16 protein-coding genes, 3 tRNA genes and 1 pseudogene are annotated in these 24,656 nt (G+C 75.0%); 9 read left to right on the top strand and 11 right to left on the bottom strand.

Annotation, left to right across the window (positions count from 1 at the left end):
• Positions 1-14 precede the first annotated feature (14 nt).
• Both J2S46_RS19785 and J2S46_RS19780 read left to right on the top strand, forming a co-directional pair.
• Complete coding sequence (locus tag J2S46_RS19785; protein ID WP_191294114.1) at positions 15-896, top strand: DUF1906 domain-containing protein; 882 nt, start codon at positions 15-17, stop codon at positions 894-896.
• 467 nt (positions 897-1,363) lie between these two features.
• Entirely contained in the window at positions 1,364-3,022 is a 1,659-nt protein-coding gene (locus J2S46_RS19780; protein ID WP_191294113.1) for a long-chain fatty acid--CoA ligase, read from the top strand.
• 85 nt (positions 3,023-3,107) lie between these two features.
• On the opposite strand, the gene J2S46_RS19775 is transcribed toward J2S46_RS19780, so the two are convergent.
• Positions 3,108-6,800 carry a response regulator gene (locus J2S46_RS19775; protein WP_191294112.1) on the bottom strand — a complete coding sequence of 1,231 codons (3,693 nt, stop codon included), beginning with the start codon at positions 6,798-6,800 and terminating at the stop codon, positions 3,108-3,110.
• A gap of 177 nt (positions 6,801-6,977) precedes the next feature.
• Between J2S46_RS19775 and J2S46_RS19770 the strand changes: the two genes are divergently transcribed.
• The 3 genes from J2S46_RS19770 (at position 6,978) to J2S46_RS19760 (ending at position 7,581) form a co-directional block, all read left to right on the top strand.
• A tRNA-Ser gene (locus J2S46_RS19770) sits at positions 6,978-7,068 on the top strand.
• Positions 7,069-7,298: 230 nt separating this feature from the next.
• A tRNA-Arg gene (locus J2S46_RS19765) sits at positions 7,299-7,371 on the top strand.
• A 134-nt stretch (positions 7,372-7,505) separates the two neighbouring features.
• Positions 7,506-7,581: transfer RNA gene (locus tag J2S46_RS19760), tRNA-Arg, on the top strand.
• Positions 7,582-7,643: 62 nt separating this feature from the next.
• On the opposite strand, the gene J2S46_RS19755 is transcribed toward J2S46_RS19760, so the two are convergent.
• On the bottom strand, positions 7,644-8,873 hold the full coding sequence (locus J2S46_RS19755; protein WP_229913342.1) for a globin domain-containing protein: 1,230 nt from the start codon (positions 8,871-8,873) through the stop codon (positions 7,644-7,646).
• Between the two features lie 10 nt (positions 8,874-8,883).
• Positions 8,884-9,306, bottom strand: coding sequence for a globin domain-containing protein (locus tag J2S46_RS19750; protein ID WP_191294111.1), 423 nt, complete (start codon positions 9,304-9,306; stop codon positions 8,884-8,886).
• A 289-nt stretch (positions 9,307-9,595) separates the two neighbouring features.
• Between J2S46_RS19750 and J2S46_RS19745 the strand changes: the two genes are divergently transcribed.
• The 3 genes from J2S46_RS19745 to J2S46_RS19735 all read left to right on the top strand — a co-directional run bounded on the left by J2S46_RS19745 (position 9,596) and on the right by J2S46_RS19735 (position 15,178).
• Positions 9,596-12,619, top strand: coding sequence for an Ig-like domain-containing protein (locus J2S46_RS19745; protein ID WP_191294110.1), 3,024 nt, complete (start codon positions 9,596-9,598; stop codon positions 12,617-12,619).
• A gap of 187 nt (positions 12,620-12,806) precedes the next feature.
• The gene (locus J2S46_RS19740) at positions 12,807-14,150 is read left to right on the top strand and encodes an SPFH domain-containing protein (RefSeq protein WP_191294109.1); all 1,344 of its coding nucleotides are present in this window, start codon (positions 12,807-12,809) and stop codon (positions 14,148-14,150) included.
• Entirely contained in the window at positions 14,147-15,178 is a 1,032-nt protein-coding gene (locus tag J2S46_RS19735; protein WP_191294108.1) for a C40 family peptidase, read from the top strand. Before J2S46_RS19740 ends, J2S46_RS19735 begins: the two co-directional genes overlap by 4 nt.
• Before the next feature lie 150 nt (positions 15,179-15,328).
• Here J2S46_RS19735 and J2S46_RS19730 read toward each other — a convergent pair whose 3' ends face one another.
• Entirely contained in the window at positions 15,329-16,297 is a 969-nt protein-coding gene (locus tag J2S46_RS19730; protein WP_191294107.1) for an aldo/keto reductase, read from the bottom strand.
• Between the two features lie 183 nt (positions 16,298-16,480).
• Here J2S46_RS19730 and J2S46_RS19725 point away from each other — a divergent pair, with 183 nt between their 5' ends.
• Entirely contained in the window at positions 16,481-16,681 is a 201-nt protein-coding gene (locus tag J2S46_RS19725; RefSeq protein ID WP_073929080.1) for a hypothetical protein, read from the top strand.
• A gap of 171 nt (positions 16,682-16,852) precedes the next feature.
• Here the strand turns inward: J2S46_RS19725 and J2S46_RS19720 are convergent, their stop codons facing one another.
• The 7 genes and pseudogenes from J2S46_RS19720 to pelF all read right to left on the bottom strand — a co-directional run bounded on the left by J2S46_RS19720 (position 16,853) and on the right by pelF (position 24,606).
• A complete protein-coding gene (locus J2S46_RS19720) occupies positions 16,853-17,857 on the bottom strand; it encodes an endo alpha-1,4 polygalactosaminidase (RefSeq protein ID WP_229913341.1) in 1,005 nt (334 codons plus the stop codon).
• 157 nt (positions 17,858-18,014) lie between these two features.
• On the bottom strand, positions 18,015-18,713 hold the full coding sequence (locus J2S46_RS19715) for a spherulation-specific family 4 protein (protein WP_191294106.1): 699 nt from the start codon (positions 18,711-18,713) through the stop codon (positions 18,015-18,017).
• Entirely contained in the window at positions 18,710-19,609 is a 900-nt protein-coding gene (locus J2S46_RS19710; RefSeq protein ID WP_191294105.1) for an NAD-dependent epimerase/dehydratase family protein, read from the bottom strand. The genes J2S46_RS19715 and J2S46_RS19710 overlap by 4 nt, the downstream gene beginning before the upstream one ends.
• 131 nt (positions 19,610-19,740) lie before the next feature.
• Positions 19,741-20,445, bottom strand: a pseudogene (locus J2S46_RS19705) (nucleotidyltransferase family protein); the annotation flags it as partial.
• A 44-nt stretch (positions 20,446-20,489) separates the two neighbouring features.
• Positions 20,490-21,482, bottom strand: coding sequence for an SDR family NAD(P)-dependent oxidoreductase (locus tag J2S46_RS19700; protein WP_191294103.1), 993 nt, complete (start codon positions 21,480-21,482; stop codon positions 20,490-20,492).
• A 68-nt stretch (positions 21,483-21,550) separates the two neighbouring features.
• The gene (locus J2S46_RS19695) at positions 21,551-23,068 is read right to left on the bottom strand and encodes a hypothetical protein (RefSeq protein WP_191294102.1); all 1,518 of its coding nucleotides are present in this window, start codon (positions 23,066-23,068) and stop codon (positions 21,551-21,553) included.
• The gene (pelF, locus tag J2S46_RS19690) at positions 23,065-24,606 is read right to left on the bottom strand and encodes a GT4 family glycosyltransferase PelF (protein WP_191294101.1); all 1,542 of its coding nucleotides are present in this window, start codon (positions 24,604-24,606) and stop codon (positions 23,065-23,067) included. The genes J2S46_RS19695 and pelF overlap by 4 nt, the downstream gene beginning before the upstream one ends.
• Positions 24,607-24,656: the final 50 nt, after the last annotated feature.

Below are 24,656 nucleotides of genomic sequence, written 5' to 3'. Positions count from 1 at the left end.
AGTACCAATGGACCGTGCGCTATCTCCGCCCCGCGTCCCTCGCCGCCGCCTCCCTCGTGCTGCTCCTGGCCACCGACGGCGGGGCCGGATCGAGCGCCGAGGCGCTCGCCGCCGCGGGCGCGCCCGCGCCGCCGCCCCGGATCCGCGCCACCGTCCTGGACGACCCGGCCGGACCGCTGCAGGGCCTGCACCGTGAGGTCTTCGAGGGCGCCGGCTTCGACGCCTGCACCGCGCCCTCGCTGGAGACGCTGAAGGCCTGGCGCGCCGACTCCCCGTACGGCGCGGTCGGCATCTACACCAGCGGCGCCCAGCGCGCCTGCGGCCAGCCCCGGCTCACCGCCGACTGGATCCGGCAGGCCCGCGCGATGGGGTGGCGCTTCGTCCCGGTCCACGTCGGCCTGCAGGCGCCCTGCCGGACCCAGGCCGGCAAGCCCCGGCGGATCGACCCCGCCGACGCCGTCCAGCAGGGGCGGGACGAGGCGGGCGTCGCCGTGCGCGGGCTGAAGGCGGTCGGGCTGGGCAAGGGCAGCCCGGTCTACCTGGACATCGAGTCCTACCCGCCGCAGGATCCCGCCTGCGGCCAGGCGGTGGTCGACTTCACCCTCGGCTGGACCCAGGCGCTGCACGCCGCCGGGTACCGCTCCGGGTTCTACTCCAGCCTCGACTCCGGCATCGCCGACCTGGCCGCCGCAGCCCGCGCGGGCGCCGCGCCGCTGCCGGACGCGCTCTGGTACGCCCGCTGGGACGACCGCCCGAGCACCGACCACGCGAGCCTGCGCGGCCTGTGGACCAGGCACCAGCGGATCCACCAGTACCGCGGCGACGTCGAGGAGACCCACGGCGGCGTCACCCTCACCGTCGACCGCAACCAGCTGGACGCCCTGGTCGCCGCCTGACGCCCCGCGCCGGGCGGCCCCGGCCGGGGCTCCGTGCGCGCGGGGTTGCGGGTGCCGGTCGTGCGGCGCCTGGAGTCCCGTGGGAATCCTGGGCTCCGCCGAGGCGGGCCGCCGCGCACCCCCCGTTCCGTCGCCGAGAACCTGGACTCCGCGCGGTGAACGTCGTGCTTGCCGCTCTAGGCCTCCCGCCTGCTGGTCGCCGCGGTCATCGCAACCTGACGGCGCCGCAGGAGCGGCCCGGCCTTCCCCCTCCCGGCGTCCCCGCGGCGCCTCACGTCGTCCTCGCGCCGCCGGACGTGCGGGCGCGCCCACCGCACCGGGCGCCGCGCGAACGTGGCCCAGCCGTGACCGGCGCAACGGCCGCCGGATGCTGACAGCGGCTTCCCCGAGCGGCAGAATCGGCCACGGGCCCCCTTCGTTACCGTCGGGTAGCCCGGCCAGGAGCCGCCAGGTCAAGGAGGACCCGCGTGTTCAGCACCATGCAGGACGTACCGCTCACCGTCGCCCGGATCCTCGTGCACGGATCCACCGTCCACGGCCGCTCCACCGTCACCACCTGGGACGGCACCGGCCCGGTGACCCGCACGTACGCCGAGGTGGGGGCCCGCGCGGCCCAGCTCGCGCACGCCCTGCGCGACGAACTCGGCGTGAGCGGCGACGACCGCGTGGCGACCCTGATGTGGAACAACGCCGAGCACCTGGAGGCCTACCTGGCCGTCCCCTCCATGGGCGCCGTGCTGCACACCCTGAACCTGCGCCTGCCCGCGCACCAGCTGTCCTTCATCGTCAACCACGCCGCCGACCGGGTGATCGTGGCGGACGGCAGCCTGCTGCCGTTGCTGGCGGCCGTGCTGCCGCAGCTGAACCCGACGCTCCAGCACATCGTGGTCAACGGCGAGGGCGACCGGTCCGTCCTGGCAGGCTTCGCCGGGACCGTCCACGACTACGAGGCGCTGATCGAGGGCCGCCCGGCCGAGTACCCGTGGCAGACCGACATCGACGAGCGCCGGGCCGCCGCGCTCTGCTACACCTCCGGCACCACCGGGGACCCGAAGGGCGTGCTCTACAGCCACCGCTCGGTCTACCTGCACTGCCTCCAGGTGATCGCGGCCGACAGCTTCGGGCTGACCGCCCGCGACACCGCGCTGCCGGTCGTCCCGATGTTCCACGTCAACGCCTGGGGCATCCCGCACACCGCCTTCATGTCCGGGGCCAACCTGCTGATGCCGGACCGCTTCCTGCAGCCGAAGCCGCTGGCCGCGATGATCGACCGGATCAAGCCGACCGTCAGCGCTGCCGTCCCCACCATCTGGAGCGGCCTGCTGGACGAGCTGGACGCCGGCGACTACGACACCTCCGCCCTGCGGATGGTCGTGATCGGCGGATCGGCCTGTCCGCCCGCCCTGATGAAGGCCTTCCAGGACCGCCACGGGATCAGCGTGGTGCACGCCTGGGGCATGACCGAGACCTCGCCCCTCGGCACCTTCGCCCTCCCGCCGGGCGGCCTGACCACCGAGCAGGAGTGGCCCTACCGGCTCACCCAGGGCCTGTTCCCCGCCTCCGTCGAGGCCCGGCTGGCCGGCCCGTCCGGTGAGTTCATGCCGCACGACGGCGTGGCGGCCGGCGAGCTGGAGGTCCGCGGCCCGTGGATCGCGGGCGCCTACTACGGCGGCGCGGGCAACGACCCGGAGCGTCCGGACGACAAGTTCAGCGAGGACGGCTGGCTGCGCACCGGCGACGTCGGCACCATCACCGCGGACGGCTACCTGACGCTGACCGACCGCGCCAAGGACGTGATCAAGTCCGGCGGGGAGTGGATCTCCTCGGTCGAGCTGGAGAACGCCCTGATGGCGCACCCGGAGGTGGCCGAGGCGGCGGTGGTCGCGGTGCCCGACGACAAGTGGGGCGAGCGTCCGCTGGCGACCGTGGTGCTGCGCCCGGGCGCCACCGCCGGCCTGCCCGAACTGCGGGCCTTCCTGGCCGAGCGGGTCGCCTCCTGGCAGCTGCCGGAGCGCTGGTCGATCGTGCCGGCGGTGCCCAAGACCTCGGTCGGCAAGTTCGACAAGAAGGTGATCCGGGCCTCGTACGCGGCCGAGGAGCTGGAGGTCACCGTCCTCGGCAAGTAGCCGCCGGACGCGTCCGGGCACAAGGTCCTCGGGCCCGCCCCTCCGACCGGAGGGGCGGGCCCGAGGACGTTCGACGGCCGGCGCGTCAGCGGTCGGCGAGCCGCATCACCCCGGCGCCGGCGGCCGCCCCCGGCTCGCCGAGCGAGCCGATCCGGCCCAGCAGGTCGACGATCCGTGACTGCACGTCCGGGCTGGTCGAGCGCTCGGCCAGGAAGAGCACCGTCTCGCCGGTCCGCAGTCGCGGCAGCTCGCGCGGGTCGAGGTCCACCGAGGTGTAGACGACCAGCGGGGTGCGGTGCAGCCGGTCGTTGGCGCGCAGCCAGTCCAGCAGGCCGACCCGGCGGCGGCGGATCTGGAGCAGGTCCATCACCACCAGGTTGGGCTGGACGCTGCTGGCACGGGCGACGGCGTCGTTCTCGTCCACCGCGTGCTCGACGTGCATGCCGCGCCGTTCCAGGCTGCTGATCATCGCGGCCGCGATGTCCGGGTCGGACTCCACCAGCAGCACCCGGGGGGCGTGGTTCTCGCCGTCACGGGGGGCCAGCGCGCGCAGCAGCACCGCCGGGTCGGCCCCGTAGGCGGCCTCCCGGGTGGACTGCCCGAGCCCGGCCGTGACCAGCACCGGAACCCGGCTGTTCAGCGCGGCGGTCCGCAGGGACTGCAGGGCCGTCCGGGTGATCGGGCCGGTCAGCGGGTCGACGAAGAGCGCCGCGGGGAAGGCGGCGACCTGCGCGTCCACCTCCTCGCGGGAGCGGACGATGACCGGGTGGTAGCCGCGGTCCTGCAGGGCCTGCTTGGTGGACGGGTCGGGCTCCGGCCAGACCAGCAGCCGACGGGCGTTCCCGTCAGCGGCCGGGGCACCGGCGGCCGAGGGGGCGCCGTCCGGTGCCGGGGCGGGCTCGCCGTGGCCGGCGGGGGCCAGCTCGGCCATCGGACGCGGGGGAGTACGGGCCTCCACCGGTGCGCCGCCGTCCGCCGGGCCGCCCGCCTGCGGGACGGCCACCGTGCCGGCCGGGGCGGCCGGGAAGGCACCGGGGAACCCGCCGCCGGCCCCCATCGGACGCGGCGGCGACAGCTCGCCCAGCCCGCTGCCCACCGGCTGCGGCGGGCGCGGCTCGCCCGCCTCGGCGCCGGCCGGCGGGGCCGGCTGCGTGGTCGCGGGCAGGTTGTCGCCCGCCGGCAGCGCCGGTCTGGCGATCTCCAGGGCGCCGGAGGCCGCGGGGGCCGCCTCGGGCCCGGCCGGGGCCTGGCCTGCCTCCTCGCCCTGCTCCTCGGGCCTGGTCCCGGCCGTGCCGCCGGGCGGTACGGCCAGCCGGCGGCGCCGGCCGGTGGGCGGCACCGTGCCCGGCTCGGGTACGGCGGGCGCCGGTCCGGCCGGGAGCGCGTGCTCCAGACCGGGGTAGAGCGGGGTGCCGGGGTCGGGCACGCCGGGCAGCGAGAAGCCGGCCGGCGGCTCCTCGCCGGCGGCGGGCAGGGCGCGCCGGCGCCGCGAGGCGCCCTGACCCTGGGCGGGCACCGGCCCGTCGGCGGGCTCGGACGCGGGGCCGGCCGGTCCGAGGGCCAGCGGTCCGCGCTCCGGGGCCGGCTGCTCGGCCGGTCGCTCCGGCTCGGCGGGCGCCGCGGACGGGCCGGGCCCGAGCGCGATCGCGCCGCCGGACGCCTTGGGGGCGCCCTGCGCGGCGGTCCGGGAGTCGGTGCCGGAGTCCCGGCCGCCGGGTGCCCGGTCGCTCTCTCCGGCGGGCACGGCGTAGGCCGTCCCGCCGTTGTCGCCGCCGCGCCACGGGTCGTGCTCGGCCCGGTCGCCCTGGTCGGCGGCCGCTCTGCCGTAGCCGGCGTCGGCGCCGTCGCCGTTCCACTGCTCGGGGACGGTCCGGCCGAGCGTGACGCCCGTTCCGGTGCCGCCGCCCTGGCCCGTCCGGGGAGCGGGGGCGTCCTGCCGGCGCTCGGGGTCGGCGGCCCGGGCGGCCCGGCGGCCGCGGCCGGTCCGGCCCTCCTCCCCGGGCGCCACCGCGGGGGCCTGCTCCGCCGCCGGACGCGCGGCCGGGGACTGCCCCGCGGCCTCCGCGCCGGTGTCGTCCGTACCGTCGCCCTCGGTCGTCCGCTCGCCCGAGGGCAGCTGCGGGATCCCCGGGAGGTCGGGCAGCACGGCGGTGTCCGACTCCTTCGGGGTGTCCCGGCGTCCGCCGGCCGCCGCGCGCTCGGCGGCGGCCTTCGCCGCGACCGGGTCCAGCGGCAGCTCCACCACGTACGTGGTGCCGGCCCGGTCGGGCAGCTCGTGGGACTGCAGCACGCCGCCGTGCCGCTCGACCACGCTGCGCGCTATCGGCAGGTGGACGGGGCTGGGGCCGAGGCCCGGTCCGCGGATCTCGACCCGGGCGACCTCGCCGCGCTGGGCGGCGGCCAGCACCACCATGGGCGGTTCCCCGCCGGAGGGCGGCAGCTCGGCCGGGCCGACGGGGGCCGGTACGGCCAGGCCGTCGACCACCGGCACGGCGTCCAGCGACAGGGCCACTCCGCTCACGTCCGCGACCAGGTGGGCCAGCGCCTGGGCCAGCCGCTCCTCGTCCGCGATCACCTCGACGGCGGCGGCGTGCACCGAGAAGCGCACCCGTCCGGCGCCGACCAGTTCGCCGGCGTGCTCCACGGCCCGCCGTACGACCTCGTCCAGGCCGACCGGCTCGCGCTCCGGGGCGTTCTGCCCGCTCTCGGCGCCCGCCTCGTAGCTCTGGTACGACAGCACCCCGTCGATCAGCTTGCCGAACCGCCGGCACTCGTCGGCGAGCCGCCGCAGGGTCCAGTTCGCCTCCGGCCAGAGCTGGCCGGCCGGGTCGCCGGCGAGCGCGTCGATGCGCCGGTGAAGGGCCGTCAGCGCGCCGCCGAGCTCGCTCTCCAGCACGGCGGTCAGGTGCTCGTTGCGGGCGACCAGCGCCAGCTCGCGGCTGCGGTCGGTGAAGGTCATCACCGCGCCGACCAGCTGGTCGCCGTCCCGGACGGGGGCGGTGGTCAGGTCGACGGTGACCGGCCGGCCGTCCTTGCGCCACAGCACGGCGCCGCGGACCCGGTGCTTGCGGCCGGAGGTGAGGGTGTCCAGGAGGGCGGACTCCTCCAGCGTCAGCGGGGTGCCGTCGGCCTTGGAGTGCTGGATCAGCGGGTGCAGCTCGCGCCCGCCCAGCTCGCTCGCCCGGTACTCCAGGATGTGCGCGGCGGCCGGGTTGACCAGCACGCAGCGGCCCTCCAGGTCGACGCCCAGCACGCCCTCGGCGGCGGCCCGCAGGATCATCTCGGTCTGCTTGTGCTGGCGCCGCAGCTCCGCCTCCACGCCGAGCCGGCTGGAGAGGTCGCGCACCAGCAGCAGCAGCAGGTCGCTGCCGGAGGACTGCCGCGGGGTGTCCCGGTACGGGTCGTACGGCACCAGCGGCGACAGCGCGTACCCGCGGCCCTCGCTCGCGCCGTCGTCCGCGAAGTCGTTGCCGGACACCTCGACGGGGAAGGCGGTGCCGTCCGTGCGCCGCGCGGTCATCCGCACGGGCCGGTCCAGCGCGTCGTCCTCGCGGGGGGCGGGCCGCATCGAGCCCGGGATCCGGCTGGGATCGAACTCGGGCAGCAGGTCGAGCACGCCCATCCCGACCAGTGAGGTCCCGGGCGCCTGCAGGCTCTGCACGGCGGCGTTGTTGGCATCGACGACCGTGCCGTTGCTGTTCACCAGCAGCAGCGCGTCGGGCAGGGCGTCGAGTATGGCGGCGAGGCGAGCAGCGCCTCGGATCGGCCTGCTGCTCACGTCGACAGGTCTCCTCGGCTCAGGGCAGCTCCTCCGGAGACTGGAGTATCTCATTGTTCTTTGCGGTGGGGACGACCCGCCTAGTAACGTAAGCGGTGGTTGGTGCCGGGCCGGTAGGCTGTGGCATCATCACAGGCACACGGAACGGATCCGCCATGCGGGGACGGTCCTTGTGGAGGAGGCTTCGCCTAGTCCGGTCTATGGCGCCGCACTGCTAATGCGGTTTGGGTCTTAAAGCCCATCGAGGGTTCAAATCCCTCAGCCTCCGCCTCCGGAAGCCCCGCCGGCCCTCAGGCCGGCGGGGCTTCCGCGTTTCCCGGGGGCGGGCGCCGTCCCCCTCCGGTGAGGCCGGACCTGCCCGGCGGGCGGGCCCGGCGGCCCCCGGCCCGGGGCCTCCCACCCGGCCGCCCGGGGGTGCGGATCAAACGATTTCGCCCCACGTCGCAGGTCATGTAATGTTGTTCCCGCACCGCCCCGGCGGCAACAAAGCCAGGGCGAGCGCTCATAGCTCAACGGATAGAGCACTTGACTACGGATCAAGAGGTTGCAGGTTCGAATCCTGCTGAGCGCACCGCAATCGCGAGGCCCCAGGCTCCGGCCCGGGGCCTCGCCGCTTGCCGCACGCGCCGCGCCGGGTGTGCGGGGAGGGCTCCTGGATCAGGTAGGCTTTCCCGAGTACCGCAGGGTGTCGCAAGACCCCTGAGGGCGCTCATAGCTCAACGGATAGAGCACTTGACTACGGATCAAGAGGTTGCAGGTTCGAATCCTGCTGAGCGCACCAGCTGACGCGGAAGCCCCGCCGACCACCAGGTCGGCGGGGCTTCCGCCGTTCCGGGGCGGCCGCTACCACTCCGGGGCGGGGGGCTCGGTGCGGCCGAGTTCGGTGCGGTTGATCCAGGCCACGTCCCGGCGGTCCAGGAACCAGTCGGAGGAGGTCAGCGGGCGGGTCCGGTTGAGCGTCTCGGGCACCGGGTCGTGCCGGATCCGCTCCGGCTCGGCGCCGAGGCCCAGCAGCAGCTCGGTGATCTCGGGGGCGAGGCCGGGCGGGCCGCTGAGGTGGACGTCCCAGCCCTCCCAGTCGCCGTGGGCGCGCAGGCCGTCGGTGAGCAGCCCGTTGGCCGTGGTGCGGTCCGCGCCGTCGGCGGGGGCCGCCAGCAGCACGTCCAGGCGGCTGTAGCGGGCCACCAGCTGTTCGACGGCGGCGAGGTCGTACTGGTCGGCGTCGTTGCGGGCCGCCAGGTAGACCGTCACCCGGCGCGGGTCGGGGGCGGCCAGCAGGTCCTCCAGCAGGGCCTTGACCTGGCCCCAGCCGGTGCCGCCGGCCACCGCGAGCAGCGGCCGCCGGGAGCCGGGCACCAGGCAGGCGTCGCCGAGGGCGGGGCCCAGCCGCAGCCGCTCGCCGGGCATCACGTCGTCGACCAGCGCGGTGCTCAGCAGCCCGCCGCGCACCCGGCGGACGTGCACGTCCAGGCTGCCGTCCGGGCGCGGGGCGTTGGCGATCGAGTACGGGCGCCAGACCCGGGGCACCCGCGGGCTGCACAGGGTGAGGTACTGGCCGGCGGTGTAGGGGTACGGGCGGTCCGGCGCGAGGGTGAGCACCACGACGTCGGGGGCGCCGCGGCGGCGGGTGGTGACCTCGGCCTCCCACCAGGCGGGGGATTCGGGCTCGTCCTCCGCGGCGGCCTCGGTCATCACCTGGGCGATCACGGTGAAGGCCTCGGTCCAGGCCTTCTCGATCTCCGGCGTCCAGCCGTGGCCGGAGAAGTGCCGCAGCGCGGCGATCAGGCTGGCCCCGACGGCCGGGTAGTGCTCGGGCGCGGCCTGGAACTTGCGGTGGTCGCGCCCGAGCGCGCGCAGGTAGCCGGTGAGCTGCCCGGGATTCTCCAGCCGCAGGACGAGCTGGGTGAGCGCGGCGAAGAGCCGGTCGCGCTGCTCGGCCATCTGCTCGGGGAAGAAATCGCGGACGCCGGGGTGGTGCGCGAACAGGTGGGCGTAGAAGTACTTGGCCATGTGGTCGGCGCGGCGCTCGACGACGGCGAAGCTGGCGCGGATGACCGCGGGGTCGAAGGGCACCGCGGCGGCCTCAGGAGTGGGACTGCGCGGCGGTGAGTGCCTCGGTCATGGTGGCGGCGATCACGCCGTAGACGGCGGTCCAGGAGGCCTCCACCTCGGCCGTCCAGGCCTCCTCGCCCGCGAAGTGCCGCAGGGTGGCGAGCAGGCTGGCCCCGACGGCGGGGAAGTGCTCGGGCAGGGCGCCGTAGCCCGCGTGCCGGCCGCCCAGGTCGCGCAGGATGCCGACCAGGGTCTCGGTGTCCTCCAGGTGGGTGACCAGTGCGCCCAGCGCGCTCCAGAGCCGGTCCTGCTGGGCGTCGAGATGTTCGGCGAAGAGAGGGCGGACGCCGGGGTTGTGCTCGAACAGGTGCTGGTAGAAGTGCGCGGTGACGTCCGTGCCATGAGGTTCGACGACCGCGAAACTGCTCTTGATGAGAACGGGATTGATGGTCACGGGCGCCGACTCTACTGAGCATTCCGGCAATTCGAACAGGGATGTCCGATGAATGGTCAAATACTGGTCAGTAACGGTCGGTTGGAATGATCTGACGATCCTTCGGCGCCTGTCACGCCAGGCGGCCCCCCGTGCCATCGGGGTGCTCCGCCGGGAGGGGGCCGCCATTTGGGTACGACCTGGGCAATGCCGCCGGTGTCGGAGTATTACCGGCTCGTGATCGTGATTCCGTTTTGTCGGATCTTGTACCCAGACCCCCTTCGGGTGGCCGACGCCGAAGGAGAGCCGGATGAGCCGACAGTATTCCCGCCCCGCCGCCGCGCCCACCTCCGGCGGGTGCCCGGACGGGCCGCGGAACGCGCGACGGCGGCCGCTCGTCGCGGCCTCGGCCGCCCTGCTCGCCACCGGCCTGCTGCTTGGCTGGAATTCACCCCCCTCGCTGGCCCAGCAGTCCCCTGACGGCTGGACCGGTCAGGGGCGCGCGACGCTCCCCTCCGGCCTCACCGTCCGCCTGGACTTCGCCGCCGCCCCGGGAGTCACCGTGACGGCCGAACCGGGCCGGCTGGCCGACCGCACCGGCGGCGGCCGGCCGGCCGGGTACGCGGACGGGCTCACTGCGGGCGCCCCCGCCGAGACCTTCGGCCTCACCCCCGAACGCCCGCGGGCCGACGGTGCCTGGAGCACCCTGGGCACCCTCCAGATCTCCTTCTCCCGTGCCGTGCGCAATCCCAGACTGCACGTCAGCGGCCTGGCATCGCTCGCCACCGGCCGGGGCGGCAGCACCGCCACCGCCGCCCGGCTGACCGTCACCGGCGGATCGCCCGGCGCCCCGGTGCTGACCGCCCGGACCGGCTGGACCGGCTGGACGGTGGCCGGAAACGCCCTCGCCCCGGCCGGGCCGGACGGCGCCGCGGACGCCTCGCCGGACGCCGCCGCCGAGGGCAGCCTCGAACTCGCCGGAACCTTCAGCACCGCCACCCTGCGGGTCGAGCAGCGCTCCACCGCGCGGGCCGGCAGCAGCACCGCCCCGGCCCCGCTGCGCCAGGCGTACACCGTCACCCTCGACGAGACGGTCGGCACCGCACCCGCCGGCTACACCAACGCCTCGCACCTCGCCACCGACCTGTTGCTGGGCTCCGCGGCCGGCCTCGGCCCGGCCCGGGCCGACCGGACGGCGGACGCCGACGCCGCCGCGGGCGGGCCGCTGGTCGAACTGGACCACGGCGCCGCCCGGCGCGGCCCCTTCGCCGGCCTCACCCCGCCGAGGCCCGAGCCGGGACGCACCGACCACCGGGGCGCCGACCCCGCCGTCAGCTACCCGGCCGAGGCCTCCATCGGGCGCTACTACCGGCTGAGCGTGCCGGTCGCGGTGGGCGGCGCCCCCGCGACCCTGGCCGGCTGGATCGACTTCGACCGCAACGGCCGCTTCGACGCCACCGAGCGGGTGCAGGCCGAACTCGCGGCCGGCGCCACCACGGCGGGCCTCGAATGGACCGTCCCGCCCGGCGCCTCGGCAGGAGAGACCTGGGCCCGGCTGCGCCTCGCCCGGGAGGGTGCCCAACTGGTCGGCCCCGGCGGGTTCGCCGACTCCGGCGGGGTCGAGGACCAGCGCGTCCGGCTCGCCGTCGGCGCCGCCAGGCCGGAGATCGGCCGCCCGGTCGAGGGCGGCACGGTGGCCGACGCCCGCCCCGAGGTGCGGGGCGAGGGCGCGGTGGCGGGCGCGTCCGTCGAGGTCCGGGAGGGCGGCTCCACGCTCTGCCGGGCCAAGGTCGACCAGGGCGGCGGCTGGGCCTGCCGGCCCGGCACCGCACTGGCCCAGGGGGCGCACGCCCTGACCCCGGTCGAGACCACCACCGGCGGGGTGGTGCTGACGGGTGACCCCGTCCGCTTCACCGTGAAGACGGCCCCGCCGGCCGTGCCCGTTCTGGACCTGCCCGAGTTCACCAACGACCCTGGACTGCTGCTCATCGGCACCGGTGATCCCGGCAGCACCGTCTCGGTCGCCGACCAGGCCGGCGCCACGGCCACGGCCACGGTCGCCGAGCTGTGCAGCACCCTGGTCGGACCGACGGGCGGCTGGTCCTGCCTGCCGGTCGAGAACCTGCCGGACGGGACGCACCGGCTCACCCCGTCCGCCGTCGACGCGGCCGGGAACCGGGTGACCGGCCGGGCCTCCGCACTGGTCGTCGACACCGTCGCCCCGGCCGCCCCTGTCCTGACCGCCCCGGCGGCCGGTGAGACGCTCCGTACGGCCCGCCCCCGGTTCGCCGGCCGCGCGGAGGGCGGCAGCACCGTCATGGTGGCCACCCGGGCGGTGGCCCAGAGCCCGGCGGAGCGCGTCCCGTCCTGCAGCGCGGTGGCCGCCGTGGACGGCGGCTGGAGCTGCACCGCCGCCCGGGACCTCGCACCTGGTGATCACTCACTGGTCGTCAGCGCCACCGACCGGGCCGGCAACGGGACGGCGGCGCCGGCCCTGACGATCCGTCTCGCCGCACCCTTGGCGACGCCTTCGGCCTCGGTCACGGCCACGGTCACGGCCACGGCCACGGCGGGTGTCGCCACGGCCACGGCCACGCCTTCGCCGGCGGCGCCGGCCTCTTCCCCCGGACCGGTGAAGGCGACCACGGCCGCGGCGGCGCCCTCTACGCAGCCGCCGTCCTCGCCCTCGCCCTCGCCCTCGCCCTCGCCCTCGTTCTCGTCCTCGTCCTCGTTCTCGTCGGCGACCGCGGCGGTGAGCCCGGTCGCGGTGCCGCCGGGACTGCTGCCGATCGTGGTTCCGCCGGCGACCGCTTCTACTGCTCCGACCGCTTCCGCCGCACCGACGGCCTCCGCTTCGGCCTCGCCCCCCGGCCCTCCCACCACCTCGCCGTCGGCCACCTCCCGGCCGACCGCCTCGCCGTCGGACCGGCCGTCCGCGCAACCTGTGGTCGCGTCACCGGGTGGCCCCGGAAGGACGACCGCCCCGGGGCCGCTCCCGTTCCGGTCGCCGTCGCCGTCCCCACCGGTCTCGTCAGCCGCCTCCGCCTCCGCCTCGTCCACCGCGCGGGGCGCAGCCCAGCCGCTCCCTCCCGCCGCGGGCTCGTCCGCCGTTCGGCTGTCGGGATCGGGGGCCGACGCTGCGGCGGCCGGCGAGGAGGCAGCGGAGCCGGCCGGGACGCTGGTCGAGCAGTCCTCGGGCGGGGCGGTGGCCCAGCACCGGCCGGAGTCGACCGGTTGGCGGGCCGCCCTCGCCGGAGCCCTGCTGCTGCTCGCCTCGGTCGGGCTGATCACCCGCCGGGTGTTCGGCCGGGGAGCCGGCCGGCGGCGGCGCTGAAGATGTTCGTCACCACACCCACCATGTGCCTGCGCGTCAGGTCGAACTCAGACGGTTCGTCAGTGAATGTCGACACGCTATGCGTTAAATGTCGCATTTGATGACATATGAACTTAGCCTGAGTCTGGCACTGCCCGTCAGATCCGGGCCGCCCGTTGCGCGACACACCGACCCCGAGGATCCGTGCATGGACGTCACCCGCGATTCTTCGCAGCGACCCGACAATCTGGCCGACGCCCTCGTCCGGCCGTTGCCCGACCCGCCGGTGGGGGGCGCCACCCCGCTCACCAAGATGGCGAGGCTCCCGCTGGACCCGCTGGCCCGGCGGTCGGCGCCGCGGACCGTCCTCGACCCCCTGGACGGCCCCGCAGCCGAACCCATGACGGTCCAGGCCGTCCCGCCCGTGCAGCCGGTCCAGCCGATTCCGCCCGTCCAGTCCGTGCAGCCGGTGCAGCCGGTCCTGCCGCTCGGTGCGGGCCGGCCGGCCCGGCCGGAGGAGGAGACGGTGGTGCGCGCCACGACCACCCGGCGTCCCCCGCGCACCGATCCCGCGCTGCGGGAGCGCAGCGCGGTGGCGCTGCCCGGGTGGATCGGGCTCTTCGTCCTGCTGGTCGGCTTCGCCGGTGTCGTCCTGCTGCTCGCCCGGACGGGGGTGATCCCGCACTGGCGGGTTCTCCCGGACATCCGCGACGGCGCCGCGCGGGCGGCCGGCCGGCCGGTGGTGACCCTGCGGGACGTCGCCGCCGTCAGCGGGGCGGGGCTGCTGATCCTGCTCACCCTGGCCGGCCTGCTGGCCAACGCCGGCGGCGAGACCCGGGTGCTGACCCGCTGGGGGCGCTATCGCGGCACCGTCCGCCGGACCGGCCTGGTCTGGGTCAACCCGCTGCTGCGCCGCCGCCGGGTGGACGTCCGGCTGCGGCACTGGCGCAGCGAGCCGGTCAACGCCGTCGACCGGACGGGCACGCCCATCGTCGTCCGGCTGCTGATCGTCTGGCGGGTCAAGGACACGGCGCGCGCCCTGCTCTCGATCGCCGACCACGAGAACTACCTGCGCGAGCAGGTCCACGCGGTGCTCACCCGCACCGCCTCCGCGCTGCCGTGCGACAGCAACGCGGTACCCGGCCCGGCCCTGCGGGACGGCCAGTGGTTCGCGGACGAGCTCACCCGGGCGCTGGCCGCCGAGGTCGCCCCGGCCGGGCTGGAGGTCTACTCCGTGCAGCCGATGGCGCTCGACTACGCCCCCGAGGTCGCCGAGTCGATGCGGCGGCGCCGCCTCGCGGACCTCGACGCGGGCCTGCGCACCGTGCTCGTCGACGACGCGGTGGAGGCGGCGGCCCTGGCGGTCCGCCGCCTGGAGCGGGCGACCGCCCACGAATTGGACGAGGCCGCGCGCAGTGCCCTGATGGAGCACCTGCTCGTCGCGTTCGTCGCTCCGTCCGGAGTGGCCGCCTCGGTGCCATCCCCCAGTGTCCGGGCCGGCGGACCGTCGCCGGCCGTCCGGGCCGGGCGTAAGGAAGGACGATCCCGATGAAGATAGCCACCGCACCCGCCGCCGCCGATCCGGCGCTGGCGGGGTTCGTGGAGAGCCGTGGCAGCGTTGCCGCGCCGGCGGGCTGCGGCTGCCTCAGCTGCGCCGCCCGGGTGCGTACGCCCGCCCGGGCCGCGCGGTCCGGGGACAGCCGAATACACCGCACGGTCCGCGGCACCTGCCTGGCGACCACCGTGGTGGCCGGCGCCGGCGTGGTCGCCCTGACCGCCGGCACCGGGGCGGCGCACGCAGCACCTGCTCCGGTGAAGCAGGGCTGGGACGGTTCGAAGTACTGGTTCAAGGGCGTGGGCGGCGAGTGGCGGTACACCAGCCACGACGACGTCTACCTGAACCGGACGGGCGCCAAGCCGGTCGCCCAGGCCGCTCAGGCCCAGGGCACCGCACCGAAGAGCACCCCGCCGAGGGCCACCGCGCCGAAGAGCGCCGACGGTGCGAGCGGTACGGGTCCGCGGCAGGGCTGGGACGGTTCGAAGTACTGGTTCCGGAGCGTCAGCGGCGAGTGGCGGTACACCAGCCACTACGACGTCTACCTCAGCCGCGTCGGCGAGGGCGTCGCGTCCGGCCCGGCCGCCGTCCCGCAGTCGCAGGCCCCGCAGGCGCAGGCCCCGGAGTACGACGGGCCGGACCCGGCCCAGGAGACGGACCGGGGCGGCGTCGAGACGGCCGTCGCCTACGCGCTGGCGCAGGTGGGCAAGCCGTACGTCTGGGGCGGCAACGGCCCGGGCGGCTTCGACTGCTCCGGGCTGGTGCAGCAGGCCTACCGCCAGGCCGGCGTCAGCCTCCCGCGGGTCGCCAACGACCAGTACGCGGCCACCACCCCGATCGGCGCGGGCGACCTGCGCCGGGGCGACCTGCTCTTCTGGTCGGACAGCGGCCGGGCCTCCGCCATCCACCACGTCGGGATCTACCTGGGCGGCGGCCGGTTCGTCGAGGCGCCGCGACCCGGCAGGAACGTCCGGGTCTCCACCCTCGGCAGCGGCTTCCGACCGACCCACTTCGGGCGGCCGTAGCTGCCCGGAGCCGTGGGCGGCCGTCGTTGCCGCAGGGCGCCCGTCCGGCGTCCGGAACGGACCGCGCCCGGTCCACTTGTCCACAGGCCTGTGGACAAGTGAACCGGGCGCGAGGTCCGTCCACAGCCTGTGGACACGGCGCGGCGAGGATCAGGCCGAGGCCTCGTCCAGCAGGGCCAGCTCCTCCGGGGCGAGCCGCAGGGAGGCGGCGGCAAGCAGCGGCGGCAGCTGCTCGACCGTCCGGGCGCTGGCGATCGGCGCCGCCACCGTCGGGCGGGACGCCAGCCAGGCCAGCGCGACGGTCGCCGGCTCGGTGCCGTGGGCGGCCGCGACCGCGTCGAGGGCGGTCAGCACCTTCGGGCCGCGCGGGTCGTCCAGGTAGCGGGCGGCGCCCTGCGCCCGGGCGCTGTCCACGTCGGCGCCGCCGGGCCGGTACTTGCCGGTCAGGAAGCCGGAGGCCAGGGCGAAGTAGGGCACCGAGGAGAGTCCGTGCGCGGCGACGACCTCGGCGAGCGGCCCCTCGTAGGTGGCGCGGGAGACCAGGTTGTAGTGCGGCTGGACGGCCACGTACCGGGCCAGGCCTTCCCGGGCGGAGAACTCCAGGGCCTCGGTGAGCCGCTCGGCGCTGATGTTGGAGGCGGCTATCTCGCGGACCTTGCCCTCCTTGACCAGCTCGTCGAGCGCGGTGACGAACTCCTCCACCGGGGTCTCTGTGTCGTCCCGGTGGGTGTAGAGCAGGTCGATCCGCTCCACGCCGAGGCGGCGCAGCGACTCCTCGGTGGCGGACTTGATGGTGTGTGCCTTCAGGCCGGTCGACCCGGGGTGCGCGCCGACCTTGGTGGCGACCACGATGTCGTCCCGGTTGCCCCGGCTGCGCAGCCAGTTGCCGATGATGGTCTCCGACTCGCCGCCCGTGTTGCCCGGCACCCAGGCCGAGTAGACGTCCGCGGTGTCGATGAAGTTGCCGCCGCCGGCGGCGAACGCGTCCAGCACCGCGAAGGACTGCGCCTCGTCCGCGGTCCAGCCGAAGACGTTGCCGCCGAGCGACAGCGGGAACACCGTGAGGTCGGAGGTGCCGAGCGTCACACCGGGGCGGGAGTCACTGTGGTTTTCGGTCATGCCCGAAGTCAACCTGATCGCGGGAGCCGCCATTCCGGGACCACCACGACTTCACGATGTTGTCGTGCGGCCGTTGCAGTCGGGCCGCCGTCACGCCCGCGGCGCTCCCGGCCCGGGCCGCCCGCCGGTTCACGGGGGATCCGGGGTGTCGGTGGGGCGGGCGGATTCGTTAGAGTCCCTGCCATGGCTGACAACGACTACGACCCCGCCGGCAGCACCCAGATGTTCCGGGCGTTCGTCGACGAGACCCCGGCCCCGCAGGCGCCCGGCTCCGTCTCCACCTATGGCAGCAGCCGCGGCAACAGCCGCACCGGCGTGATCGCCGGCGTGGCCGTCGTGGTGGTGGCCGTGCTGGCCGTCGTCATCTGGCTCGCGGTCAAGTAAGAACGTCCGTACCGCGCCGGGCAGTTCACCCTGTCCGGCCACTCCCTGCCCGACTTCGCACCACCCGGCCCGGCCCGGGCCTCCCGCCGCGCGGACCGGCCCCGGCCCGCCGGCCCGGACGCGTCGGCCGGGCCTGCTGGGCAGGCCCGGCCGCTCGTCGTGGTGAGCCGGTCAGCAGGGCTGGCGCCAGGCGTCCAGCTCCAGGTGCTTCTCCATCGAGCTGAGGCCCAGGGCCTTCGCCTGCCCGCAGAACTTGCTCGTCGGCACCTTGTACTCGACGTGCAGCACGGCCTTGCCCGCCTTGATGAACGGGCTGAGCTTGTCGCACTCGCTGAACTCCGCGCACTGCTCGTTCACCGCGAAGTCGAAGTCACCGACCAGGGCGGGGATCTGGTCGAGGTCGTTCTTCAGGGCCACCGCCATGCCGCGCTCGTGCGCCAGGCCGGCGATCATGCGGTTGTACTTCAGCTGGTCGTCCGCGGTCAGCGGGAAACCGGTCTTGTTGATGTAGGCGTCGAGCAGGTCGGGCTCGACGGCGTCGAAGCCCTTCGCCTTGCACATGTCGAAGCGGGTCGCCATCAGCGGCTTCAGCTTGTCGATCTGCCGGATGTCGAACCACTTCTCGCCCTGCCAGCCGTTCCCCGAGCCCTGCATGCTCTTGGAGAAGGCGGTGGCGTCCGGGCGGAAGTCCTCCCAGGAGCCGGCGTTGATGTAGCAGATCACCTTGCGGCCCTTGGCGTGCAGCGAGGCGACCACCGAGGCGTCGTGCTCGAAGCCGTCGATGTCGTACACCGGTACGTCCACCGACTGGTCGAGGGTGCCGCCGAGCTGCCACTGCCAGGTGACGCCGGGCTTCGGTTGCCACACCGCGCCGGCTGGGCCGGGGGCGGGCGGCTGACCGGTGGGCCGGGGGGTGCCGGGTGCCGGGGGCGTCCCGGGTGCCGGGGTGGCCGGTGCGGGCGAGGTCGCGCCCGGGCCTGTGGAGCCGGTGTCCGTCGGGGTGTCCGAAGGGGTGGCCGGCTGGGGGACCGCCGGGGCGGTGGCCACCGGCGATCCGGAGCCCGTCGCGTCGGCGGAGGTGTCGTCGTCGCCGTCGTCCGAGCTGCTGCAGGAGCTTGCCAGCAGGGCGGTGGTCAGGGCGATGGCGGCCAGCAGTGGCCTGGAACGGCGGGTCACAGTACTCGAACTCCGGATCGGATCGGGTCGGTCTGGTCTGGTGCTCAGATCTCTGTCTGGTCGGGTTCTGATCTGGTCAGGCTCGGTGTCGTGCGGTGTCGTGCGTGCGGCGCGGGGCCTGGCCGTGGCCGTGGTGGCCGGGTCGCGGCGCGGCCGGTCAGCCCTGGGTCTGGAGCGCCGACAGCTCGAACGGCAGGGTCGACCACGGGTTGTCCCCGCTGCCGGGGACCGCGCAGCCGACGCCCGCTCTTCGCGCGGTGATCAGCGCCGCGGCCTCGGCGGCGGCCTCGGCCGGCACGTCGTACACCAGGTGGCAGAAGTGGGCCGCGGCGTGACGGCCCGTCCACAGCGGCAGGGTCATCTCGCGGTACGTCTCCCAGTCACCCTCGAAGGTGACCAGCAGATCGGCCAGCCCGATCTCGGCGTAACCGGGTTCGGGGTGGTCGCCATGGCCGAAGACGACGGTGCCGCAGCCCGCCGCGCGGGCGGCGGTGGCCAGCCGGCGGTAGTGCGGCAGGGCGCCGGCGTGACCGGCGACCTGGTCGAAGTAGACGCCGTCGGGGGTGTACCACTGACGATAGGTCAGCAGGTCCCCGACCACGTCCGCGTGGGGCCGGCGGCCGTAGTCGGTGTCCGAGTAGGCGAGCAGCGGTATGCCGGCCGCGCGCACCTCCTCGGCGCCGGCCGCGAAGACGTTGTCGAAGGCGTCACCGGGGCCGTCGGCGATGTTGATCACGACGCCGGCGACCCGGGCGGGGCCGGCGGCGGCGACCGCCCGCCAGGCCGCCGGGTCCACCGCGGGGTGGACGTACAGCGGCACCAGCAGGCGGCCGTCGTGGGCGGAGCCGGCGGTCATGCGGCGACCGGGTCCGGCTCGGTGCTCAGCCACAGGTCACGCAGGGTGTCGTCGAGACCGGTCTCCGGCTTCCAGCCCAGCTCCTGGGCGGCGAGGGAGATGTCGGCCTGCTGCCAGGAGACGGCGGCGGACCGCTCCGAACCCGCACCGCTCTCGTCGATCCGGCCGGCGAAGGCGGCCGCGGCCACCAGCCCGTCCGCGATCGCCCGCACCGGGCGGGCCACGCCGCCGGCCAGGTTGATCACCCGGGGCAGCGGGCCGGCCGCCGTGACGGCCAGCGCGACCGCCCGGGCGATGTCCCGGGCGTCGACGAAGTCCCGGTACGCGGAGAGGTCGCCGACCTCCACCACGCCGTCCGGGCCGGCCCGGCGCAGCTCGGCGGCGAGCCGCCCGGGCAGCGAGCCGGCCGGCGCTCCGGGCCCGACCGGGTTGAAGACCCGCAGGACCACCGCGTCCAGCCCGGAGCCGGCCACCGCCAGGCTGCCGGCCAGCTTGGTGGCGCCGTACACCCCGACCGGACGCGGCTGCGCGGACTCGCTGAGCGAGGTGCCGTTCTCGCAGGCGCCGTACTCGCCGGCCGAGCCGATGTGCACCAGCCGGGCCTGCGGGACGCCCTCCCGGAGCGCCTCGCAGAGCACGGCCGGGCCACGGGCGTTGACCTCGGCGAGCTTGACGGCGCTGCCGGCCACCGCGCCGGCGAAGTTGACCACCGCGTCGACCGCGAGCTGCCGGAGCTGCTCGGCCAGCACGTCGGCCTGCGCCGTCGCGAGGTCGACCGGCAGGTCGTGGGCGGCCCGGCGGCCACCGGTGAGCACCGTGGCACCGGGCAGCCCGCGCAGGGCGTCGGCGGCGTGCCGGCCGAGGAAGCCGTCGGCGCCGAGCAGCAGTATTCTCACGCGGCCCGCCCGTCGGCGCCGGTGGGCTCCACCGGCTCGGAGGCGGCGTCCGCGGCGGGCCGGGCAGCCGGGATCGGCGTGGCCGGGGCCTCGGCGGACGGCACCGAGCGCAGGCCCTCGGGGGCCTCGTCGCGCAGCAGCAGCGAGCGGTGCGTGGCGAACTCGGCGTTGGCCCGGTCGTAGTCGTCCGGCCGGCCGATGTCGAGCCAGTAGCCGCTGAACTCGTAGGCGGACGGCGGGGTCTCGGCGGCGAGCAGGTCCAGGACGAGCTCGTCGAAGCCCAGCGGCAGGCCCGGGGTGTACTTGGCGAGGGTCGAGCGGGAGACGCCGTAGACGCCCATCGAGACGCGGTAGTCGATGCTGGGCTTCTCCTGGAAGCCGGTGATGCTGCTGCCCTCGGTGGTCAGCACGCCGAAGTCGATCTTGACCTGGCGGGCGTAGGTCGCGATGGTCAGCGGCGCCTTGGACTCCTCGTGGTGCCTGAGCACCCCGGCGAAGTCCAGGTCGGTGAGGATGTCACCGTTCATCACCAGGAAGTTCTCCGGCAGCCGGTCCTGCATGGTGAGCAGCGGACCCATGGTGCCGAGCGGACTGTCCTCGACGGCGTACCCGACCCGCAGCCCCCACTGCGAACCGTTGCCGACGTAGGCGCGGATGATGTGACCGAGGTGGCCGATGGCCAGCGTCACGGTCTTGAAGCCCGCCGAGGCGAGCTGGCGCATCACGATCTCCAGGATCGCGTGCTGGTCGCCGATCGGGACGAGCGGCTTGGGAAGGGCGGTGGTGTAGGGCCGAAGGCGTACGCCCTTGCCGCCGGCCAGGATCACTGCGTGCATGGTGGTTCCCCCACGGAAGACGATGTCTGCATGTGCTGGACGGGTCAGACGTTGTACAGGTCGGTCTTGTACCGGGACAGGTTGGCCGGGTCCCGGAAGAACTCGATGGTCTGCTCCAGGCCCTGCTCCAGGGAGTGGCCCGGGGCCCAGCCGGTGGCGGTGCGCAGCCGGGTGGCGTCGGCGACCAGGCGCATGACCTCGGAGTTGGCCGGGCGGATGCGCTGCTCGTCCTCCTTGACGGTGACGTCGACGCCCATCAGCTTGCCGACCAGGGTGACCAGGTCGCCGACCGAGATCTCGCCGCCGGTGCCGGCGTTGAAGGTCTTGCCGACCACGGTCTCGGCGGGCGCGGTGCCGACGGTGCGGAAGGCGGCCGCGGTGTCCTTGACGAAGGTGAAGTCACGGGTCGGGCGCAGGTCGCCGAGGGTGATCACGGTCTCGCCGGCGGCGAGCTGGGCGATCACGGTCGGGATGACGGCGCGCATCGACTGGCGCGGGCCGAAGGTGTTGAACGGGCGCAGCGTGACGACCGGGGTCTCGAAGCTCGCGTGGTAGCTGTCCGCGAGGCGGTCCCCGCCGGCCTTGGAGGCCGCGTAGGGGGACTGCGTGTTGATCGGGTGGTCCTCGGTGATCGGCACGGTCTGCGCGGTGCCGTAGGTCTCGCTGGTCGAGGTGTGCACCAGGCGCGGGATCTCCAGGTGGCGCACGGCCTCCAGGACGTTGAGGGTGCCGGTGACGTTGGTCTCGATGTACGAGTGCGGTGCCCGGTAGGAGTACGGGATCGCGATCAGGGCGGCCAGGTGGTAGACCGCCTCGGTGCCCTTGACCAGGCCGTTGACCGAGCCCGGGTCGCGGACGTCGCCGAGGACGATCTCGACCGAGTCGAGCACCTCGCGGTCGAGGGTCTCCAGCCAGCCGAAGGAGGAGAAGGAGTTGTACTGGACCATCGCGCGGACCTGGTGGCCGTCGGCGACCAGGGTCTCGACGAGGTGGGAGCCGATGAAGCCCTCGGCTCCGGTGACGGCGACGGTGCTCATACGCATTCTCTTTCTGGTGGGTGTTCAGCTGAGGTGGGTGGCGTGCCGGGCCCCGCGGCCGGCGCGGTTCAGCGGTGCTTGGTGGTTCTGCCGAGCGCGGGCCCGGCGATGGAGGTGAGGACCAGGGCGGCCGCCCCGCAGCCGATCAGCTGCAGGAGGGTCGGGTCCGCACCGGCCAGCAGCCCGGCGCACTCGGCGATCGCGGCGGCCAGGCAGATCAGGGCGGTGCTCCAGCTGTGGCCGAAGGCGTTCAGCAGCAGGGCCAGCCAGAGCGCGCCGCCGAGGACCAGCAGGGCGCCCAGCTGGACGGTCCCGAGGTTCGGCGCACCGGGCCAGAGCACGGTGGCGGCCGCGTCCAGCGCGGCCACGGTGGTGAGGTAGGTGAGCAGGCAGCCGAGCAGCACGCCGCCGGTCCGGCGGACGAACTGGCCGGGGGTGTGGCTGGTGCGCAGCGCGGCCACGGCCATCGCCCGGTAGCGGAACAGCAGCCACTCGGCGAGGCCGAGACTGAGGGTCAGCGCGACCATCGCCGGCCCGGTCGGGGCGGCAGCGTCGGTGGCCCGCACACCCCCGTCGACGGCCTGGTGGATGGTGGTGCCGAGGCCGGCGATCAGGGTCAGGGTGCCGACCGCGAGCCCGAACAGGCCCTGCGGGATCTCCTTGCTCAGCGGCAGCCGCAGCACGGTGGCGTCCTGCTCGGAGCGCAGGCAGCGGATCACCTCGCGGACGGCCAGCGCCAGGGCGAGCGCGAGGGTGGCCAGCAGGACGCAGGTCCGGACCACCTGCGGCACGTCCACGGCGAGGACCACGCCCGCGCCGAGGGCCGACGGCGCCAGGGCGACCAGCAGGGACTTCTCCCGGCCGAGCACCAGCAGCACGGTGGCGGCCGCCAGGTACCCGGACTGGCCGGCCGCGAACAGCAGGGAGCTGAGCGGCCCGCCGACCACGTAGGCGCTGACCGCCGCGACCAGCGCGCCCGCCGGGGCGCCGATCGCCAGGCAGCGCCCGGCGGCCCGGCGCCGGCCGCGCCCGAGCCAGGCGTAGGAGCGGTGGGCGAGCGCCTGGTTCCAGGACCAGCTGGCGAGGGTGGCGACGGAGAGCGCGACCATGCCGGAGGGCAGGCCGAAGCGCATCCGCTCGACCGCGAAGAGGTTGGCGCCGAGCAGGTAGCCGAGGCCGGGCAGCGCGAACACCAGGCCGCGCACCACGCAGCGCCAGGGGTCGGCCCGCCAGGGGTTGGCGAACTCGGCGCTCGGGCCGGGGTAGCGCCGGGCGACCTTGGTGAACAGCTCCTCGGCGAGGGTGAAGGAGTCGGGCCGGCCGTAGTTCAGCGCGGCCTGCTCGTCCGTCAGCCCGTCCGACTCCAGGAAGGCCGCGATCTCGTACGGGTGCACGGCGTCGGCGCAGACGTCGGCGAGCCGCTCCGCCAGCGCGTCGATCGGGTCGGCGGAGAGGTCGAGGCCGTCGTCGGCCGGCTCCGGCGGGGCCGGGCGGCGGCGCTGGCGCGGCAGGGTGCGCAGCTGCATGGTCTGCTCGGCCCACTCGGGGCCGGCTTCGTCGGGGACGAGCCGCAGCGGGCCGCTCATCGGGCCTCCTGCAGCTTCTCGGCGCGCCGGCCCCAGCTGGTGACGGGGCGGCCGGCGGCGGTGCCGGCGTGCTCCTGCGGGAGTTCCGGGCCGTCGGCGCCGACGGCGACGACGCCCTCGGGCAGCCAGCGGGCGGTGCCGAGCAGCTCGGTGTAGATGTTCCGGAAGCCGTCGATGTTCTGGCGCAGGGTGAACTGCTCGATCACCCGCAGCCGGGCCTGCTCGCCGAGCCGGGCCCGCCGCTCCGGGTCGCGCAGCAGCTCCAGGGCGGCGGCGGCCATCGGCTCGGGCTCCCGCGGCGGGACGACCAGGCCGGTGTCGCCGACGGCCTCGCGGACGCCGCCCACATCGGTGGAGACGGTGGAGCGGCCGCAGGACATCGCCTCGATCAGGGTGAACGGGAAGCCCTCGCTGATGCTGGAGAGCATCACCACGTTCCCGGCCGCGTAGGCGTCGGTGATGTCGGCGACCCGGCCCTCGAACACCACCGAGTCGGCGATGCCGAGTTCGGCGGCCAGGGCTATGCAGCCGTCGCGGTAGCCCTCGCCGCCCTTGGGGGTGCCGCCGAACAGCCGCAGCTTGGCCTCCGGCATCTCCTTGAGGACGATGGCGAAGGCCCGGATCAGCGTCTCCAGGTCCTTGATCGGGTCGACCCGGCCGGCCCAGCTGAGGGTGGGGGTCTCCGGCTCGGGCCCGGCGGGCGGGAAGGCCGCCGGGTCGACGCCGTTGTACACGGTGCGGATGTGCGCGGACGGCGTGCCGCCGCGCTCCTCCCAGCGCCGGTTGTACCGGTTGCCGGGGGTGACCAGCGCCGCCCGCCGGTAGCTCTCCTCGGCGAGCATCCGGTAGAAGCCCAGCAGCAGCGCCTTGACCGGCCAGCGGTACGGGCCGGTGCGGTAGCCGAGGTAGCGCTCGCGCAGGTAGATGCCGTGCTCGGTGAGCAGGAACGGTACGCCGAACTGCTGGGAGGCGATCAGGCCGGGCAGGGTCGCCAGGCCGCCGCTGGCCGCGTGCGCGACGCCGTCCTGCGGCGGCTCGACCGAGAGCGGCCGCAGGGCGTGCTCCAGCAGGTCGGTCGCGTTGAGGGCGTCGTGGAGGGTGGGCCGGGAGACGGCGGTCGGCAGGTAGTCACGGGTCCAGACGCGCTGGAGGGTGCGCAGGGCGGGCTCGCTGCGCAGCGCCGGGCTGAGCAGGCCGCGCCGGGCGAGGTCGGCGAAGCCGTACAGCTCCGTGCCGAAGTGGGTGGTGTAGACCGGGTCGAGGATGGAGTGCAGGAAGCGCTCGTACGCGTCGAGGAATCTCCGCAGCTCCTTGCGGCGCGGAGGCTTGGCACCCGAGGCCGGGCCCCAGAGCGGTGCGGTGGTCACCGACCGCACGTTGGCGGGCAGTTCCCAGGCGAGCGGCTCGTGGCCGGTGCCGGTCACCGCGACGATGTCGAAATCGACGTCCGGCATGCCCTGGACGAGCTGGTCGCACCAGACACTCACGCCCCCGTGCTGGTGCGGATACGTCCCCTCGGTGAGCAGGGTGACGCGCATCCCCGATCCCCCTCCTTCTCCCGTCGACGTCCGATGTGGTGGCGGACGTA

The sequence above is a fragment of the Kitasatospora herbaricolor genome, assembly GCF_030813695.1.
Taxonomy (GTDB): Bacteria; Actinomycetota; Actinomycetes; order Streptomycetales; family Streptomycetaceae; genus Kitasatospora; species Kitasatospora herbaricolor.
This window is presented reverse-complemented; position numbering and strand designations above follow the sequence as displayed.